Consider the following 16,489-nt stretch of genomic DNA (forward strand, 5'->3'; position numbering starts at 1 on the left):
CGCTAACTATAAATAACGTCGTGGTGCTTGCCCAGAGGTGAGGCGCCGATATCACCATCATTTGGTGTTGGTTGGCTCCGGCCATGTCATCGCATACATATTTTTAACAAAAAGATCGGGTTAATGTGAGCAGAGGACTGACCTTCTGCTTGCCAGCATGACCGGCTTTGCTATTATTCGTGAGCCTTTTTACGTACTACAACAGAGTCACTACATGGTCATAAAAGCGCAAAGCCCTGCCGGGTTTGCCGAGGAATACATCATCGAGTCCATCTGGAACAATCGCTTTCCTCCAGGATCCATTCTGCCGGCGGAGCGCGAACTGTCCGAGCTGATTGGCGTGACTCGCACTACCTTGCGCGAAGTGCTGCAGCGCCTTGCCCGCGATGGTTGGCTCACCATCCAGCACGGCAAACCGACCAAGGTCAACAATTTCTGGGAAACTTCGGGGCTCAACATCCTGGAGACCCTGGCACGGCTCGATCAGGACAAGGTGCCGGATCTGGTGGCCCAACTGCTGTCGGCGCGCACCAACATCTGCACCATCTTCATCCGTGGCGCCATTCGCAACAACCCGGAGCAAGCCGCCGAGATCCTGCGCGGGGCCGATGAGGTCGAGAATTCGGCTGAGGCCTATGCCGAGTTCGATTACCGTTTGCACCACCAGCTCTCGTTTGCCTCCGGCAATCCGATCTACGCCTTGATCCTCAATGGATTCAAGGGATTGTACAGCCGGGTCGGGCGCTATTACTTCTCTGACAAGCAGGCGCGCGAGACGGCGGATGCCTACTACAAGACGCTGCTGAAGCTGGCAGAGACCAAGGATCACGATGCCGTGTTCATGACGGTGCGTCAGTATGGTATAGAGTCAGGCAAATTGTGGACCCGTCTGCGCCAGGACATGCCGAGCAACCTGTGCGATAACTGATGTGTGTCACAACGAAAAACGCGCCTGATGGCGCGTTTTTTTATGCTCCTTGCCTGCTGTCAGGTCAGGCTCTTGCGATCCGGGCAGCGCCCTATGATGTCTGCGGTGAGCTCGCCGTTATCCTGTTCCAGCACCACATCGAATCCCCACAGCTGGTGCAGATGCTTGAGCACCTCGTGGCGCGACTCGCCGAGAGGGATCCGGTTGTGGGGGACATAACGCAGGGTGAGGGATCTGTCCCCCTTCACCGCCACGTTGTAGACCTGAATGTTGGGCTCCAGATTGCTCAGGTTGTATTGGGCAGACAGGGTGTTGCGCACCAGCCGGTAACCCTCCTCGTTGTGGATGGCGGAGACCTTCAGATAGTTCTTCAGATCGTCATCATCGATGGCAAACAGCTTCATGTCGCGCATCACCTTGGGGCTGAGGAACTGGCTGATGAAGCTCTCGTCCTTGAAGTTCTGCATGGCGAAGTGCAGGGTGTCGACCCAGTTGGTGCCAGCGTAATCGGGGAACCAGTATCTGTCCTCCTCGGTCGGGTGCTCGCAGATGCGACGCAGGTCGGTGAACATGGCAAAGCCGAGGGCATAAGGGTTGATCCCCGAGTAGTAGCGGCTGTTGTAGGGGGGCTGGTACACCACGTTGGTGTGGCTGTGCAGCACCTCTATCATGAAGCGATCGCTGATCTTCCCCTCGTCATACAGGTGATTGAGGATGGTGTAGTGCCAGAAGGTGGCCCATCCCTCGTTCATCACCTGGGTCTGTTTCTGCGGGTAGAAGTACTGGCTGATCTTGCGCACTATGCGCACCACTTCCCGCTGCCAGGGCTCCAGCAATGGGGCGTTCTTCTCGATGAAGTAGAGGATGTTCTCCTGAGGCTCGGGCGGATAGCGCCTGTCCTCGATACCGGCGGCCTTGTGCTGCTTGGGCAGGGTGCGCCAGAGCTCGTTGACCTGGGTCTGCAGGTAATCTTCCCGCGCCTTCTGGCGCCGTTTCTCCTCCGCCAGGGAGATCTTCTGGGGCCGCTTGTAGCGATCCACCCCGAAGTTCATCAGGGCATGGCAGGAGTCGATCAGCCGTTCGACGGCATCGATACCGTGTTTTTCCTCGCATTCGGTGATGTAGTTCTTGGCAAACAGCAGATAGTCGATGATGGAGGAGGCATCGGTCCAGGCCTTGAACAGGTAGTTATTTTTGAAGAAGGAGTTGTGGCCATAGCAGGCGTGAGCCATCACCAGGGCCTGCATCGGCATGGTGTTCTCTTCCATCAGGTAGGCGATGCAGGGATCCGAGTTGATGACGATTTCATAAGCCAACCCCATCTGGCCGCGCTTGTAGTTGCGTTCGGTGTGGATGAAGCGCTTGCCGAATGACCAGTGCTGATAGCCGATGGGCATACCGACACTGGAGTAGGCATCCATCATCTGCTCGGCGGTGATCACCTCGATCTGGTTGGGATAGGTATCCAGCCGATAAGACCTGGCAACCCGGGCAATCTCTTGGTGATAGGTTTCCAGCAGATCGAAGTTCCAGTCAGGACCATCGTCCAGCGGCGCTATTTTTCTCGCGGTTTCTACCATATGACGTCCCTCACGCCGCTTGCTTCTTGAACAGCTCACGGAAGACCGGATAGATGTCCTCCACCTTGCGAATGTGCTCCATCGCGAAGTGGGGGAATTGGCCAGCCACCGACTCGTATTCGTGCCACAGGGTCTGGTGGGCACGGGTGGTGATCTCGATGTAGGAGTAGTAGCGCACCCGCGGCATGATGTCGCGCATCAGTATCTCCCGGCACTGGGGTGAGTCGTCTGCCCAGTTGTCACCATCGGACGCCTGCGCCGCATAGATGTTCCACTGGTTGGCCGGGTAACGTTCGTTGATGATGTCGTTCATCATCTTGAGGGCGCTGGAGACTATGGTGCCGCCGGTCTCCTGGGAGTAGAAGAACTCGTGTTCGTCCACCTCCTTGGCCTGGGTGTGATGGCGAATGTAAACCACCTCGACGTTCTTGTAGGTCCGGCTCAGGAACAGATAGAGCAGGATGTAGAAACGCTTGGCCATCTCCTTGGTGGCCTGATCCATGGAGCCGGAGACATCCATCAGGCAGAACATCACCGCCTGACTGGAGGGCACAGGCCGTTTGACGAAGTTGTTGAACTTGAGATCGAAGGTGTCGATGAAGGGCACCGCCTCGATCCGCCGTTTCAGCTCCCGGATCTCTTTTTCGAGCTGTGCCATTTCGGCAAAATGTTCGTTGGGATCGACGGCCAGCAGGGCCAGCCGCTCCTCCAGCTCACGCAGCAGGCGCTTCTTGCCCGCCTGCAGCGCCATGCGACGCGCCAGCGAATTTTGCAGCGAGCGCACCACGTTGATGTTGGCGGGCACCCCGTTGGAGGTGTAGCCCGCGCGGTAGGTCTTCATCTCCATCAGCTGGTTGAGCTGGGTCTTCTGCAGCCGTGGCAGCTCCAGATCCTCAAACAGCAGGTCCAGGTACTCGTCTTTCGAGATCTGGAACACGAAGTCGTCTGCTCCCTCCCCCTGATCCGAGGCCTGGCCTTCGCCCCCGCCCTGACCGCTGCCCCCTCCCTTGGGGCGGTCAATCTTGTCACCGGAGATGAACTGATCGTTGCCCGGGTGCACCATCTCCCGTTTGCCGCCGTGCCCCTGATGGAAATGGGGCTCACCGATGTCCTTGGTCGGGATGCTGATGCTCTCGCCCTTGTCCACGTCCTGAATGCTGCGCTTGGAGACAGCATCCGAGACCGCTTGTTTGATCTGCTTCTTGTAGCGGCGGATGAAGCGCTGCCGATTGACAGCGCTTTTGTTTTTGCCGTTGAGCCTGCGGTCGATAAAATGCGCCATAACTCCCCCTTGAACACGGCAGGGTCAGGATGACTTGCGTACCCTGAGATACCATTCGGAGAGCAGGCGTACCTGTTTGCGGGTGTAGCCCTTCTCCATCATCCGTTCGACAAAGTTATCGTGCTTCTTCTGCTCCTCGGCCGAGGTTTTGCTGTTGAAGGAGATAACCGGCAGCAGCTCTTCCGTGTTGGAGAACATCTTCTTCTCGATCACGGTGCGCAGCTTCTCGTAACTGGTCCAGTTGGGGTTACGGCCTGCATTGTTGGCCCGTGCACGCAGCACGAAGTTGACAATCTCGTTGCGAAAATCTTTCGGGTTGCTGATCCCGGCCGGCTTTTCAATCTTCTCCAGCTCGCTGTTGAGGGATGCCCGGTCAAACAGCTGGCCGGTCTCGGGGTCACGGTACTCCTGATCCTGGATCCAGAAGTCGGCGTAGGTGACGTAGCGATCGAAGATGTTCTGCCCGTACTCTGAATACGACTCGAGGTAGGCGGTCTGGATCTCCTTGCCGATAAATTCCACGTAGCGCGGGGTCAGATAGCCCTTGATGAACTCGAGGTAGCGATCGTGCAGCTCCTGCGGGAACTGCTCTCGCTCTATCTGCTGCTCCAGCACATAGAAGAGGTGGACCGGGTTGGCCGCCACTTCCGCATGGTCGAAGTTGAAGACACGGGAGAGGATCTTGAACGCAAAGCGGGTGGAGAGGCCATTCATGCCCTCGTCGACGCCGGCGTAGTCGCGATACTCCTGATAGCTCTTCGCCTTGGGGTCGGTGTCCTTGAGGCTCTCGCCGTCATAGACCCGCATCTTGGAGTAGAGGCTGGAGTTTTCCGGCTCTTTCAGCCGTGACAATACGGAGAACTGGCCCAGCAGCTCCAGGGTGCCCGGGGCGCACTTGGCCTCGGTCAGCTCGCTGTTGAACAGCAGTTTCTCGTAGATCTTCACCTCTTCCGAAACACGCAGGCAATAAGGCACCTTGACGATGTACACCCGGTCGAGGAAGGCCTCGTTGTTCTTGTTGTTGCGGAACTGCTGCCATTCGGATTCGTTGGAGTGGGCAAGCAGGATGCCGTCGAAGGGGAGGGCGGAGAGTCCCTCGGTGCCGTTGTAGTTGCCTTCCTGGGTCGCGGTCAGCAAGGGGTGCAATACCTTGATGGGAGCCTTGAACATCTCCACGAATTCCATCATCCCCTGGTTCGCCTTGCACAGCGCCCCTGAGTAGGAGTAGGCATCGGCATCGTCCTGGGCATAGTGCTCCAGCATGCGGATATCGACCTTGCCCACCAGGGAGGAGATGTCCTGGTTGTTGTCATCGCCAGGCTCGGTTTTCGCGATGGCGATCTGATCCAGGATGGAGGGGTTGACCTTCTCCACCTTGAACTTGGTGATGTCACCGCCAAACTCGTGCAGCCGCTTGGCCGCCCAGGGGGACATGATGGGCCTCAGGTAGCGGCGCGGTATGCCGTACTCTTTTTCCAGGATCTCGCCGTCCTCTTCGATGTCGAACAGGCAGAAGGGGTGGTCGTTGACCGGCGATCCCTTGATGCGATAGATGGGCACTTTTTGCATCAGGGACTTGAGCTTCTCGGCCAGCGAGGATTTGCCGCCGCCGACGGGGCCGAGCAGGTAGAGGATCTGCTTCTTCTCTTCCAGTCCCTGGGCGGAGTGTTTGAGGTAGGAGACGATCTGCTCGATGGCCTCTTCCATGCCATAGAAGTCTTTGAAAGCGGGATAGCGTGCGACGACGCGGTTGGAAAAGAGGCGGCTGAGGCGCGGATTGACGGAGGTGTCTATCATTTCCGGTTCGCCGATGGCAACCAGCAGTCGTTCGGCGGCGGAGGCGTAGCAGGATTTGTCCTGTTTGCACATATCCAGAAACTCCTGGATGCTGTACTCCTCCTCTCTGGCCTTCTCATACCGCTGTTGATAGTGCTCGAAGATGCCCATAACTTAGCCCTCGTTATAGTCGCTTACCCTGAAAAAGAGTGGATCACTACTTTTGTTCTGTTTACCTCTTAAGCCTAGTCAACAGCCTCCAGTAATCCATCGCCATCATTGGTTTAAGTTTGTACGGGAGCTTCCCGATCCTCATGCGGGAAGAGTCAGTCAATGACATCTCTATGTTACTGACTGTTAAATTATTTTTGCCACGACAGTGATGCAAATGTCAAAGACATAAAAAATAAATGTTTGTGTGGCAGGCGAAGGAAATGATGGTTTTCCGGTGTGTGGAATCGAAGTGCAGGCGGGGCAAGGGCGCGCAGGGAGAATGGGTAAAATGTTATTACGCTTACGTTAACGTAATGCTTGTTGTTTGGTGTTTAAGCTCTAATTTTTACATTGACGCTACATTCTGGCTGCTCTAGATTGGCCCTGTGTCGAGCAGTCATCGCTTTAGCAAGAGAGTGGGTGATTGTGCAGATACTAAGCTCTGTTTAAGCACGTTTCCGTTGGCTTGACCCTCGCATCCGCGAGGGTCTTATTTTTTCAGCGTCCGGAAAACGTGTGATCAAGACTCGCCAGGATAGATCGCCGAGACCGCCGCCAGCACCTCGGCGAAGGGATGGGCCGCCAGCTGGCCAAAGCCGGCCAGGTTTCTCGCCTTGGTCCGGGTGGTCAGGGGGGTGGCGATACCGCACAGGAAGCGGGTCAGGATCCTGGGATGGCGCTGGTGACACAGGGCAATCAGAGGATCGCACCAGGCGCGCAAGCCGTGTTCGTTGGGCAAGCCCGGAGATGGCAATTGCGGCAGCACGGCTATCTCCCCCCGGCAGACGGAGCAGTGCCCGCACTGCTCGGGCGCCTCTTCATCGGCAAAATAGCGGGCCAGTTCATGGCTCAGGCAGCGGGTCGAGGTAAAGAACCCCAGCAGGGCCTGGAGTCGGGCCAGCTCGCTCTGCTCCTTCTTTTCAAACAGTCCATGCAGCTCTTCGGCCAGTGTCGCCGGGTCGATATGCTGGCGCAGCACCCTATACACCTCCGTCATCTGCTTGCTTTCCAGCTCTATCCAGCCCTGCTGCTGCAGATAGTCCAGCGCGGCGGCGGCTCGTTGCCGTTCCCCCTGATAACCTTGCCAGAGCGCATCGAAGTCCATGGTGCACCAGCTGCGCGCCTGGGGAGCACAGGCAAACAGCTGCTCCAGGAACTGGCGGCGATCGGGATTGAAGCGGGCCAGGATCTCCCGTTTCTCCAGCACGAACTTGAAACGGTACTCGGCAAAGTAGCTGTAGGCCGGAGCAATGATCCCCGCCATCTCCAGATAGACCAGCAGGGTCTTGAGGGGCAGCTGGCGAATGTTGGTCTCGTTGGAGAGGCGCAGCAGGCTGAATTCCCACTCGGCACCGCTCTGTTGCAGGATCTGGAGCAAGGTCAGGATGGCGTCCCTGTCCGGGGTATCCCCATAGACGAAGTTTTCCAGCACAGGCAGCTGGGCGCGGCTCGCCAGCACCATGCAGCGGGAGGGGAGGCCATCACGTCCGGCGCGGCCTATCTCCTGGCTGTAGTTCTCGATGGATTTGGGCAGATCGTAGTGAATGACACGGCGGATATCGGCCTTGTCGATGCCCATGCCAAAGGCGATGGTGGCGACGATGCAATCGAGCCGGCCGGCCATGAAGTCGTGCTGGATCTGGCTGCGCAGGGCGGGATCCAGCCCCGCATGATAGGCACAGGCGCGGATGCCGATGGCTTGCAGCAGCTCTGCGCACTGCTGCGCGCTGTGTTGCAGGGTGACGTAGACGATGGTGGGGGCCGCCGGATCGCGGCGCAACTCGTCACGCAGCCAGCCGTCGCGGGCACTGCCGGCCAGCGGAATGACGGCGAGATCCAGATTGGGGCGATAGAAACCCGTCACCACCAGATCCTCGGCCTCGATGGCGAATTTGGCCTGCATGTCTGCCATGACTGCCGGGGTGGCGGTGGCGGTGAGCAGCAGTACCTGGGGAATGGCCAGATCGCGGCGATGGTCCGGCAGCTTCAGGTAGTCGGGCCGAAAGTTGTGACCCCATTCCGAGATGCAGTGCGCCTCGTCCACCACCAGCAGGGAGAGCGGCACCTGGGCGATGAAGCGGCGAAAGCGCTCGTTCTTGAGGCGCTCCACCGAGATCATCAGGATCTTGAGCTGGCCGTCACTGGCCTGCTGCATCACCCGGCGGCTCTCCTCGGGGGTCTGGCTGGAGTCCAGGGTCGCGGCGGCAATCCCCTTGCTTTGCAAGAAGGCGAGCTGATCGTGCATCAGCGCCAGCAGGGGGGAGATGACCAGGGTCAGATGGGGCAGTGCCAGCGCGGGCAACTGGTAGCAGAGGGACTTGCCTGCGCCGGTCGGGAAGATGGCCGCCGCACTCTTGCCGGCCAGCAGGCGGCTGATCACCGCTTCCTGGCCGGGTCGCAGCCGATCGAAGCCGAAGTGTCGGGTCAATAGAGAGGTGATCATGGCAACAGGCTCCAGTGCAAAGTGAGCGGCATGATACCACTCTCGCCCCCACATCGGCCGATGATCGGACTGGTTTGGTGACAATTCGACCGTGGTTGATATTGTGTTATCACATTGTTGTAGATTTTTTGTGAGGTAACCCTGATATTTTTCAGTGATTATGTGGAAAAAAGCGGCGGCAGATGGGATATTCCTTGTCCGCAGCCCCACGCGTACTGGACAGATCCAGAAGAAGGTTTGCCAACGGCGGCACCGTCCACAGACCGGTGCCAATGCGCGTGGCAGGTTGCCAACAGGACTAATGATTCACGCACCATGAGTGCACAGGGACTATTTGATGACACAACAACACCCCCTCATAAAACTGGTCAACAGCACCAGTCTGGTTAGCCAGATCCTGGTCGGTCTGGTATTCGGTATCCTCCTCGCCATGTTCATGCCGGAATGGGCAAAGGCGGCGGGTCTGCTTGGCAGCCTGTTCGTCGGCGCCCTGAAGGCGGTCGCTCCGCTGCTGGTCTTCGTGCTGGTGATGGCGGCAATCATCGGCCACAAGCAGGGTCAGAAGACCAACATGAAGCCGATCTTGCTGCTCTATGTGCTGGGGACCTTCCTGGCCGCCGTGGTGGCCGTGATGGCGAGCTTCCTGTTCCCCTCCAACCTGCACCTGGTTGCCAGCACTGCCGAGATCACCCCGCCGGGTGGCATTACCGAGGTACTGCAGACCCTGCTGTTCAACGTGGTGACCAACCCGGTGAAGGCGCTGCTGGATGCCAACTACATCGGTATCCTGGCCTGGGCCATCGGCCTTGGCATCGCCATGCGTCACGCCAATGAGAGTACCAAGGCGCTGATTTCCGATGTGTCCCACGGGGTCTCTGCCATCGTCAAGGCCGTGATCCGCTGCGCCCCGCTCGGTATCCTGGGTCTGGTTGCCTCCACCCTGGCCGAGACAGGTTTCGATGCCCTGTTTGGTTATGCCCACCTGCTGGTGGTGCTGATCGGCTGCATGCTGTTCATCGCCTTCGTGGTCAACCCGCTCATCGTGTTCTGGAAGATCAAGCGCAATCCCTATCCGCTGGTGTTGACCTGCCTGAAAGAGAGTGGCGTGACCGCCTTCTTCACCCGCAGCTCCGCCGCCAACATCCCGGTCAACATGGCGCTGGCCGAGAAACTGCGTCTGCCGGAAGACACCTATGCGGTCTCCATTCCGCTGGGCGCCACCATCAACATGGCCGGCGCCGCCATCACCATCACTGTGCTCTCCATGGCGGCGGTGCACACCCTGGGGATGGAAGTGGATATGGCCACCGCCATTCTGCTCTCCGTGGTCGCCACCGTCAGCGCCTGTGGCGCTTCCGGCGTGGCCGGTGGCTCCCTGCTGCTGATCCCGCTGGCGTGCAGCCTGTTTGGCATCAGCAACGACATCGCCATGCAGGTCGTCGCCGTGGGCTTCATCATAGGTGTATTGCAAGATTCTGCCGAGACAGCCCTCAACAGCTCCACCGACGTGCTGTTCACCGCGGCCGCTTGCATGGCCGAGGATGAGAGCCTGCTGGAAGCGGCGCCGCTGCCCAGCCGCGAAGCCTGATCCCCTTAGCTTTTCCCTGAATGCTGGCGCCCTCTTCGGAGGGCGCTTTTTATTGCCTGCGATTTCATGCCAGCAACACTGGCTCCTTCCCTGAATCCAATCTGCCTGTCGCCGCTGTGGGCCTCTCATCCATGAGAGAACCCGGCGCCTGCTTGTGAGGGTGGTCGCGGCTATCCCTCTGGAAAGAAGGGCACCAGGCGCTGCGGGATCCCTGGGCTCAGGCGCTGATGGGCACTCGGCCGCAGCGTCGTCATAGCGGCAAGGCCCCAAGGCTCGTCAGCGAGCAGAGGGGCGCAGGATTGGTGCATCAGGGCGTTCGTTCTGCGTGGTCGCATCGGAGCCTTGGCGAGCGATGACATTCCGCGTCTAGGGTGCAAACCCAGGCCCCTGAGGGGGCTGGCTAGGTGTGCTGGCATCGCCCCCATCCTCCGTGCATGGGAACCCGGCAAAGGGCCGGCGAACGTCAGAAGGAGACATGAATGGACGGGGGGCGGGATCACTCGGCAGCAAGTGGGGCTGCCATCCCGGCGTTTCGCCCAAGCGCGGGGCCTGAGGAAAGGGGGCAGATTGCACGGGGGGTCACGCAACAAGCAGAAGGTGGGCGGTTGGGGAGCGCGGCTGATAGGGAAGATTGCCTTATCCTGGCCCTTGCCGAACCTCGGGGCACAGCAATGAAAACAGCCCGGCACGCTGAGCCTGCCGGGCTGTGGGTCTCTGCTCGGGTCAACCGGCGATCCGGTGGACCCTGGCTATCGGGGGCGGGGTTAGCCGACCAGTTGATAGAGGATGGCAGAGATGGCGATGAGGCCCATGGTTGCCACGAACACGTTGCTGATCTGGCCCTGGTATTTCGCCATGGCCGGGACGCGCTTGATGGCGTACATCGGCATCAGGAACAGGATGGTGGCGATGATGGGGCCACCCAGGGATTCGATCATGCCGAGGATGGAGGGGTTGATCACGGCCACGCCCCACAGGGTCAGGATGAAGAAGGCGATGATGAACAGCTCGATCTTCTTGTGGCTCGGCTCTTTGCCGGAGGAGCGCATCTGCTGCATCACCATGCCCTTCAGACCTTCACGGGCACCCAGGTAGTGGCCGAAGAAGGAGGAGACGATGGCCACGAAGGCAACCAGCGGACCGAAGTAGGAGATAATGGGGCTCGCATGCTGGTTGGCCAGGTAGGAGAGCACGGCAATGTTCTGGGACTTGGCTTCTGCCAGCTGGGCCGGAGTCAGGCTCATCACGCAGGAGAAGACGAAGAACATCACGAAGCCCAGCAGTATGATGGCGGTGCGCTTCAAGATGGCGTCGGACTTGGCGACGGCGTTGTCACCGTGATCACGGCGCTGGGCCAGGGCGAAGCTGGAGATGGCCGGGCTGTGGTTGAAGGAGAACACCAGCACCGGGATGGTCAGCCACAGGGTGGTGGCGAAATCCTTGGCGGAGGGCACCTGGGCCAGGGCGGCACCGGTCCAGTCCGGGATGAGGTAGAGGGAGATGCCCGCCAGGATGGCGATGAGCGGGTACACCAGGAACTCGGTGACCTTCAGCATCAGCTTCTCACCGGCCAGCATGACCGACATCATGGCCATGATCAGCACGATGGAGAGGATCCAGCGCGGTGGCGCCGTCATCTGCAGCTGGTTGACCAGGAAGCTCTCGACGGTATTGGTGATGCCCACGCCGTAGATCAGCACTATGGGGTAGATGGCGAAGAAGTAGAGCAGAGTGATTAGTTTGCCGGCGCCTACGCCGAAATGCTCTTCCACCACTTCGGTGATGTCGGCATTGGGCTTCTTGGAGGAAAGCACGAAACGCGCCAGGCCGCGGTGGGCCAGGTAGGTCATGGGGCCGACCAGCAGCGCCATCACCACCAGTGGCCAGAAGCCGCCCATGCCGGCGTTGATGGGCAGGAACAGGATGCCGGCGCCGACGGCGGTGCCGAACAGGCTGATAACCCAGGTGGAGTCTTGTTTGCTCCAACCGCGTGATTGGACCGAACTGATTCCTTGCTCCTGTGCGGCTGCAACGTCCTGTGCGCCAGTGACAGTATTGGACATGTGTCTCACCCCGAATGTGTGGTTTTAATTAGTCGGCGCAAGAATACTTTCTTTTTAATCAAAAATGTTGATCAGATTCACCTTTATGAGGCCGAAACCCGCACTTTCTTATGGAAATGTGATCAAAAGAATAAAAAATCAAAATTTATTTATCATATGCAGTGTTAGTTGAATGTTAAATGGATAATTTCTCACCTCGCAAGGTTATCAATATGTTGTTCTGACAGGTGCTGGGCCAGTTGGCGGATCATGCTGGCGGTGGCCCCCCAGATGAAAGAGTGTTGCCAGGGGATCCAGTAGATGGTGTGGCGCTTGCCCGCCCTTGGGAGGGTCAGGGCTATGTGGTGGGCCGGATCCAGCACATGGCTGAGGGGCACCTCGAAGGCCTGCTCCACTTCATCGGGGCTGAGGGCAAGCCGGTAGTCGGGATCTATCATGGCCAGCACCGGCAAGACGTCATACAAAGAGATGGTGTTGAGCGGGGTGAGGCTGCCGATGACCCGGATCTGGGAGGCGGGGATCCCCAGCTCCTCGTGGGTCTCTCGCAGGGCCGTGTGGATCAGGCTCTCATCTTCCGGATCCTGGCGTCCGCCGGGGAAGCTTATCTGCCCCGGGTGGTGGCGCAGGGTAGGGCTGCGGCGGGTCAACAACAGGTGCAGTCCCTGGGGGCGCTCCACCAGGGGGATCAGCACAGCCGCCGGCTTGAGCCCCGCCAGCATCAGACGGTGGGCGGGGGCGGGGCGCTGCAGCAGGAAGCGGGTCAGCAGCTCGGCGCGGTTCATCTCGATATCCATCTCGGTCCTGGTCTCCTTGAAGCGGGCGAGGGCAGTCACAGGCTCATTGGCGCAAGGCCGCCAGCAGCGGCAGGATGCGGGCCACCTTGTCGTAGGTCTCCTGATACTCGGCGTCCGGGTCTGAGTCGGCGATGATGCCCCCTCCCGCCCAGCAGTGGAGCCGGCCGGCTTCGGCTATCAGGGTGCGAATGCAGATGCTGGTGTCCATCCGGCCATGCTGGCTCAGATAGCCGATGCTGCCGCAATAGGCGTTGCGCCGCACCGGCTCCAGCTCCTCGATGATCTCCATCGCCCGGATCTTGGGGGCCCCCGTGATGGAGCCGCCAGGGAAACAGGCCCGCAGCAGATCCACCCCCTGCCAGCGCGCATCCAGCTCCCCGTGGATGGTGGAGACCAGGTGATGCACGGCGGGGAAGGACTCCACCGCAAACAGGCTTGGCACGCTGACGGAGCCCGGACGGCTGACCCGGCCTATGTCGTTGCGCAGCAGATCCACGATCATCAGGTTCTCCGATCTGTCCTTGTCGGCACCGGCGAGCGACTCGGCCACCTGTTTGTCGATGGCGGGATCCGGATGACGGGGCCGGGTGCCCTTGATGGGCTTGGTCTCGATGTGGCGGCCATCGAGCAGCAGGAAGCGCTCTGGGGAGAGGCTCAAAATGGCGCTCCGGGGCAGCCGGACAAAGGCCGAGAAGGGGGCCTTGTTGGCGGCGCTGAGGGCGAGATAGGCGGACCACTCGTCCCCTTCATAGGGGGCGCTGAAGCGCTGGGTCAGGTTGATTTGATAGCAATCCCCCGCCGCCAGATAGGCCTGGATGCGGGCGAACTTCTCGCCGTACTCGGCCCGGCTCATGTTGCTCTGCCACTCTCCCTGCAAGGCGAAGGGGGCGCCGGCCTGCGGGATTTGCGCCGCCAGCCACTGCAGGCGTCTGTCGAGCCCGGCCTCATCCCCCCAGTGCACCAGCTGCCAGCGACCGGTCGCAACCTCCCGCAGCAGTGCCCAGTCGTAGATCCCCACCGCCATGTCAGGTACCTGGATGTCCGCACTGGCCTGGGCGGGCAGACGCTCGAATCGCCGTCCCAGATCGTAGCCAAAGAGCCCAAGGGCGCCCCCGATGAAGGGCAGGTCATGTTCATCCTGCACCAGCTCCCCCAGCAGGGCTCGTTGGGTCTCGGCGAGCAGGGCGAGGGGATCTCCGTCATGATGGCTCTGGTGGCCAGCCTGGGTGAGGCAGGTGCTGGCGCCCCGGGTCTCCAGGGTGGCGAGCGGATCGGCGCTGATAATATCAAAGCGGTTGTCGGCGCCCGTTGGGCCTGCCGATTCCAGCAAGATGGCCCAGGCCTGGTGTTGCAAGCGGGCAAACAGGGCGTGAAGCGATGCTTGCGGGTCGAAATGGTGGATATGCAGTCTTGGTTTCATTTTTTGTTACACAGGCAACAGTTTGCACCCAGCTCCCTAGCCGGCTCGGGTGCTCAAGCGTATCATGGCCGCCGGCATTTTTAAGAAAAACACCGTCATAAAAACACGCCGTAGTCTGCCGGCTCTGTGCGCATTCGCCGCCTGCCGAAGGCCCGGCTCATATGGAAGCCCTTGCTCGCGCAAGCGATAACAAGGACCAGTGAGGATGATATGAGCATCATTAGAAAACAGGACTTTATCGATTCCATTGCTGACGCCCTGCAGTACATCTCTTTCTACCACCCCCTCGATTTTGTCCACGCCGCCAAGGCCGCCTATGACCGCGAGATCAACCCGGCCGCCAAGGATGCCCTGGCCCAGATCCTGATCAACTCCCGCATGTCTGCCGAAGGGCATCGCCCCCTGTGCCAGGACACCGGCATCGTCACCTGCTTCGTCAAGATCGGCATGCAGGTGCAGTGGGACAGCGACATGACGGTCCAGGAGATGGTGGACGAGGGCACCCGCCGCGCCTACACCAATCCGGACAACCCGCTGCGCGCCTCGGTACTGGCCGACCCGGCCGGCAGTCGCAAGAACACCAAGGATAATGCCCCTGCCGTGGTGCACATCGACATGATCCCGGGGAACAAGGTGGAAGTGAGCATTGCGGCCAAGGGCGGCGGCTCCGAGAACAAGTCCAAGATGGTGATGCTCAACCCCTCCGACGACGTGGTCGAATGGGTGCTCAAAACCGTGCCGACCATGGGCGCCGGCTGGTGCCCGCCTGGCATGCTGGGGATCGGCATTGGCGGCACCGCCGAGAAGGCGGCCGTGCTCGCCAAGGAAGCCCTGATGGAGCACATCGACATTCAGGAGTTGATCGCCCGGGGTCCAGAGACCACAGAAGAGAAGCTGCGGGTCGAGCTCTATGACAAGGTTAACCGACTGGGGATTGGTGCCCAGGGGCTGGGCGGCCTCACCACAGTGCTGGACGTGAAGGTCAAATCCGCCCCGACCCATGCTGCCTCCAAGCCGGTGGTGATGATCCCCAACTGCGCCGCCACCCGCCACGTTCACTTCGAACTCGATGGCTCTGGCCCCGCCGAATTGACTCCGCCGAAGCTGAGCGACTGGCCGGAAATCACCCGTGAAGCGGGCGGCAACGTGCGCCGGGTCAACGTCGACGGCATCACCAAGGCCGAGCTTGCCAGCTGGAAGAGCGGCGATACCGTGCTGCTCTCCGGCAAGATCCTCACCGGCCGTGACGCGGCCCACAAGCGCATTGCCGACATGCTGAAAAATGGCGAAGGCTTGCCGGAAGGGGTCGATTTCACCAACCGCTTCATCTACTACGTTGGCCCGGTCGATGCGGTACGTGACGAAGTGGTCGGCCCGGCCGGCCCCACCACCTCCACCCGGATGGACAAGTTCACCGACATGATGCTGGGGGAAACCGGCCTCATCGGCATGATAGGCAAGTCCGAGCGGGGTCCGAAAACCGTCGAGAGCATCAAGCAGCATCAGGCCGTCTATCTGATGGCAGTGGGCGGCGCGGCCTACCTGGTGGCGAAAGCCATCAAGAAGGCCCGTGTGGTGGCCTTCGCCGATCTGGGAATGGAAGCCATCTATGAGTTCGAGGTGGAAGACATGCCGGTAACCGTGGCGGTGGACTCTCAGGGCAACAACATCCATGAAACCGGCCCGGCCTACTGGTCTGCCAAAATTGCCGAGCTGGATACCAGGCTCGCCTGATCCGGTGCAAGCCCCTGGCGGGGCGCAGGGCAGATGGCAGCCCATCACAGGCCATATGACAGAAGGCGACCTCAGGGTCGCCTTTCTCGTCTTGGTTGCCGCCCTGCCGGACTGACGCAGGGGCGGGGAGCCCTGCCAGCCAGGGTCGGCACTATATGGCTCAATGGTTCAGATAGACGTCCTGCCCACCGTAGCAGAGGGGAACCCCTTGCGAAGGGGTGGGCTCGAAGAAGCGGGTCAGGACACCGGCACGCTGCCCCAGGGTGCTGAGGCGGCTGCGATCCAGGGCAACCCGTTCGGGCAGCCAGGTCAAGACGGCGGCACAATGGCCGTTGGCCAGGCTCTGCTCCAGCAGACGCTGCCAGTTCTTGATCTTGGGGCCGTGAACTACCAGTACCCGGGCGGGATTGATCCCCTGTGCCTGCAGTTGCTTGGCCACGGGCAGCCCTGGCGGGGCTATGAGCAAAATCCAGCCGCTGTCGCTTTGGCTCAGTCTTCCCAGCGCATCCAGCAGCGGGGCTTCATGGAGATCCATGGCCAGTCGATGCTCATGCTCCGCCTTGCCCTGATGGCGGGTGGGCCAGGTGGTGATCACACCGGCAGAGGAGGAGAGTGGGCGGTGACTCAGGGGCTGGCTCATGTGTGTGTCCTGTATGAATAACCATGCT

Annotated in this window: 11 protein-coding genes; 3 read left to right on the forward strand and 8 right to left on the reverse strand. The window is 60.2% G+C overall.

Annotated features, from left to right (window positions below; all coding sequences use genetic code 11):
- Window positions 1-214 precede the first annotated feature (214 nt).
- On the forward strand, window positions 215-928 hold the full coding sequence (gene fadR / locus ACB030_RS12760) for a fatty acid metabolism transcriptional regulator FadR (protein ID WP_205641857.1): 714 nt from the start codon (window positions 215-217) through the stop codon (window positions 926-928).
- Window positions 929-987: 59 nt separating this feature from the next.
- Here fadR and ACB030_RS12765 read toward each other — a convergent pair whose 3' ends face one another.
- From ACB030_RS12765 to ACB030_RS12780, 4 genes are all read right to left on the reverse strand, one after another.
- Complete coding sequence (locus ACB030_RS12765) at window positions 988-2,508, reverse strand: SpoVR family protein (protein WP_371160239.1); 1,521 nt, start codon at window positions 2,506-2,508, stop codon at window positions 988-990.
- A 10-nt stretch (window positions 2,509-2,518) separates the two neighbouring features.
- Window positions 2,519-3,790 carry a YeaH/YhbH family protein gene (locus tag ACB030_RS12770; RefSeq protein ID WP_371160241.1) on the reverse strand — a complete coding sequence of 424 codons (1,272 nt, stop codon included), beginning with the start codon at window positions 3,788-3,790 and terminating at the stop codon, window positions 2,519-2,521.
- Window positions 3,791-3,814: 24 nt separating this feature from the next.
- Complete coding sequence (locus tag ACB030_RS12775) at window positions 3,815-5,737, reverse strand: PrkA family serine protein kinase (RefSeq protein ID WP_005327853.1); 1,923 nt, start codon at window positions 5,735-5,737, stop codon at window positions 3,815-3,817.
- A 562-nt stretch (window positions 5,738-6,299) separates the two neighbouring features.
- Window positions 6,300-8,222, reverse strand: coding sequence for an ATP-dependent DNA helicase RecQ (locus ACB030_RS12780; RefSeq protein ID WP_371160243.1), 1,923 nt, complete (start codon window positions 8,220-8,222; stop codon window positions 6,300-6,302).
- Between the two features lie 337 nt (window positions 8,223-8,559).
- On the opposite strand from ACB030_RS12780, the gene sstT reads away from it, so the two are divergent.
- Window positions 8,560-9,810, forward strand: coding sequence for a serine/threonine transporter SstT (sstT, locus tag ACB030_RS12785; RefSeq protein ID WP_205641853.1), 1,251 nt, complete (start codon window positions 8,560-8,562; stop codon window positions 9,808-9,810).
- A 764-nt stretch (window positions 9,811-10,574) separates the two neighbouring features.
- Here the strand turns inward: sstT and ACB030_RS12790 are convergent.
- The 3 genes from ACB030_RS12790 to pabB form a co-directional block, all read right to left on the reverse strand.
- Window positions 10,575-11,873 carry a serine/threonine transporter gene (locus tag ACB030_RS12790; protein ID WP_205641852.1) on the reverse strand — a complete coding sequence of 433 codons (1,299 nt, stop codon included), beginning with the start codon at window positions 11,871-11,873 and terminating at the stop codon, window positions 10,575-10,577.
- Between the two features lie 191 nt (window positions 11,874-12,064).
- On the reverse strand, window positions 12,065-12,655 hold the full coding sequence (locus ACB030_RS12795; protein WP_371160302.1) for a CoA pyrophosphatase: 591 nt from the start codon (window positions 12,653-12,655) through the stop codon (window positions 12,065-12,067).
- A 55-nt stretch (window positions 12,656-12,710) separates the two neighbouring features.
- Window positions 12,711-14,087, reverse strand: a complete 1,377-nt coding sequence (gene pabB, locus ACB030_RS12800) for an aminodeoxychorismate synthase component I (RefSeq protein ID WP_371160246.1) — start codon at window positions 14,085-14,087, stop codon at window positions 12,711-12,713.
- A 210-nt stretch (window positions 14,088-14,297) separates the two neighbouring features.
- Between pabB and ACB030_RS12805 the strand changes: the two genes are divergently transcribed.
- Entirely contained in the window at window positions 14,298-15,821 is a 1,524-nt protein-coding gene (locus tag ACB030_RS12805; RefSeq protein WP_371160248.1) for a fumarate hydratase, read from the forward strand.
- A 160-nt stretch (window positions 15,822-15,981) separates the two neighbouring features.
- Here ACB030_RS12805 and ACB030_RS12810 read toward each other — a convergent pair whose 3' ends face one another.
- Window positions 15,982-16,461: a cell division inhibitor gene (locus ACB030_RS12810; RefSeq protein WP_371160250.1), complete on the reverse strand. Its 480-nt coding sequence runs from the start codon at window positions 16,459-16,461 to the stop codon at window positions 15,982-15,984.
- Window positions 16,462-16,489: the final 28 nt, after the last annotated feature.

Source organism: Aeromonas sp. S16(2024) (assembly GCF_041403065.1).
Classification (GTDB): domain Bacteria; phylum Pseudomonadota; class Gammaproteobacteria; order Enterobacterales; family Aeromonadaceae; genus Aeromonas.

Excerpts from the sequence above, each read along its gene's own strand:
- fadR (WP_205641857.1), top strand. The coding sequence starts at position 215 with ATGGTCATAAAAGCGCAAAGCCCTGCCGGGTTTGCCGAGGAATACATC.
- ACB030_RS12765 (WP_371160239.1), bottom strand. The coding sequence starts at position 2,508 with ATGGTAGAAACCGCGAGAAAAATAGCGCCGCTGGACGATGGTCCTGAC.
- ACB030_RS12770 (WP_371160241.1), bottom strand. The coding sequence starts at position 3,790 with ATGGCGCATTTTATCGACCGCAGGCTCAACGGCAAAAACAAAAGCGCT.
- ACB030_RS12775 (WP_005327853.1), bottom strand. The coding sequence starts at position 5,737 with ATGGGCATCTTCGAGCACTATCAACAGCGGTATGAGAAGGCCAGAGAG.
- ACB030_RS12780 (WP_371160243.1), bottom strand. The coding sequence starts at position 8,222 with ATGATCACCTCTCTATTGACCCGACACTTCGGCTTCGATCGGCTGCGA.
- sstT (WP_205641853.1), top strand. The coding sequence starts at position 8,560 with ATGACACAACAACACCCCCTCATAAAACTGGTCAACAGCACCAGTCTG.
- ACB030_RS12790 (WP_205641852.1), bottom strand. The coding sequence starts at position 11,873 with ATGTCCAATACTGTCACTGGCGCACAGGACGTTGCAGCCGCACAGGAG.
- ACB030_RS12795 (WP_371160302.1), bottom strand. The coding sequence starts at position 12,655 with ATGAACCGCGCCGAGCTGCTGACCCGCTTCCTGCTGCAGCGCCCCGCC.
- pabB (WP_371160246.1), bottom strand. The coding sequence starts at position 14,087 with ATGAAACCAAGACTGCATATCCACCATTTCGACCCGCAAGCATCGCTT.
- ACB030_RS12805 (WP_371160248.1), top strand. The coding sequence starts at position 14,298 with ATGAGCATCATTAGAAAACAGGACTTTATCGATTCCATTGCTGACGCC.
- ACB030_RS12810 (WP_371160250.1), bottom strand. The coding sequence starts at position 16,461 with ATGAGCCAGCCCCTGAGTCACCGCCCACTCTCCTCCTCTGCCGGTGTG.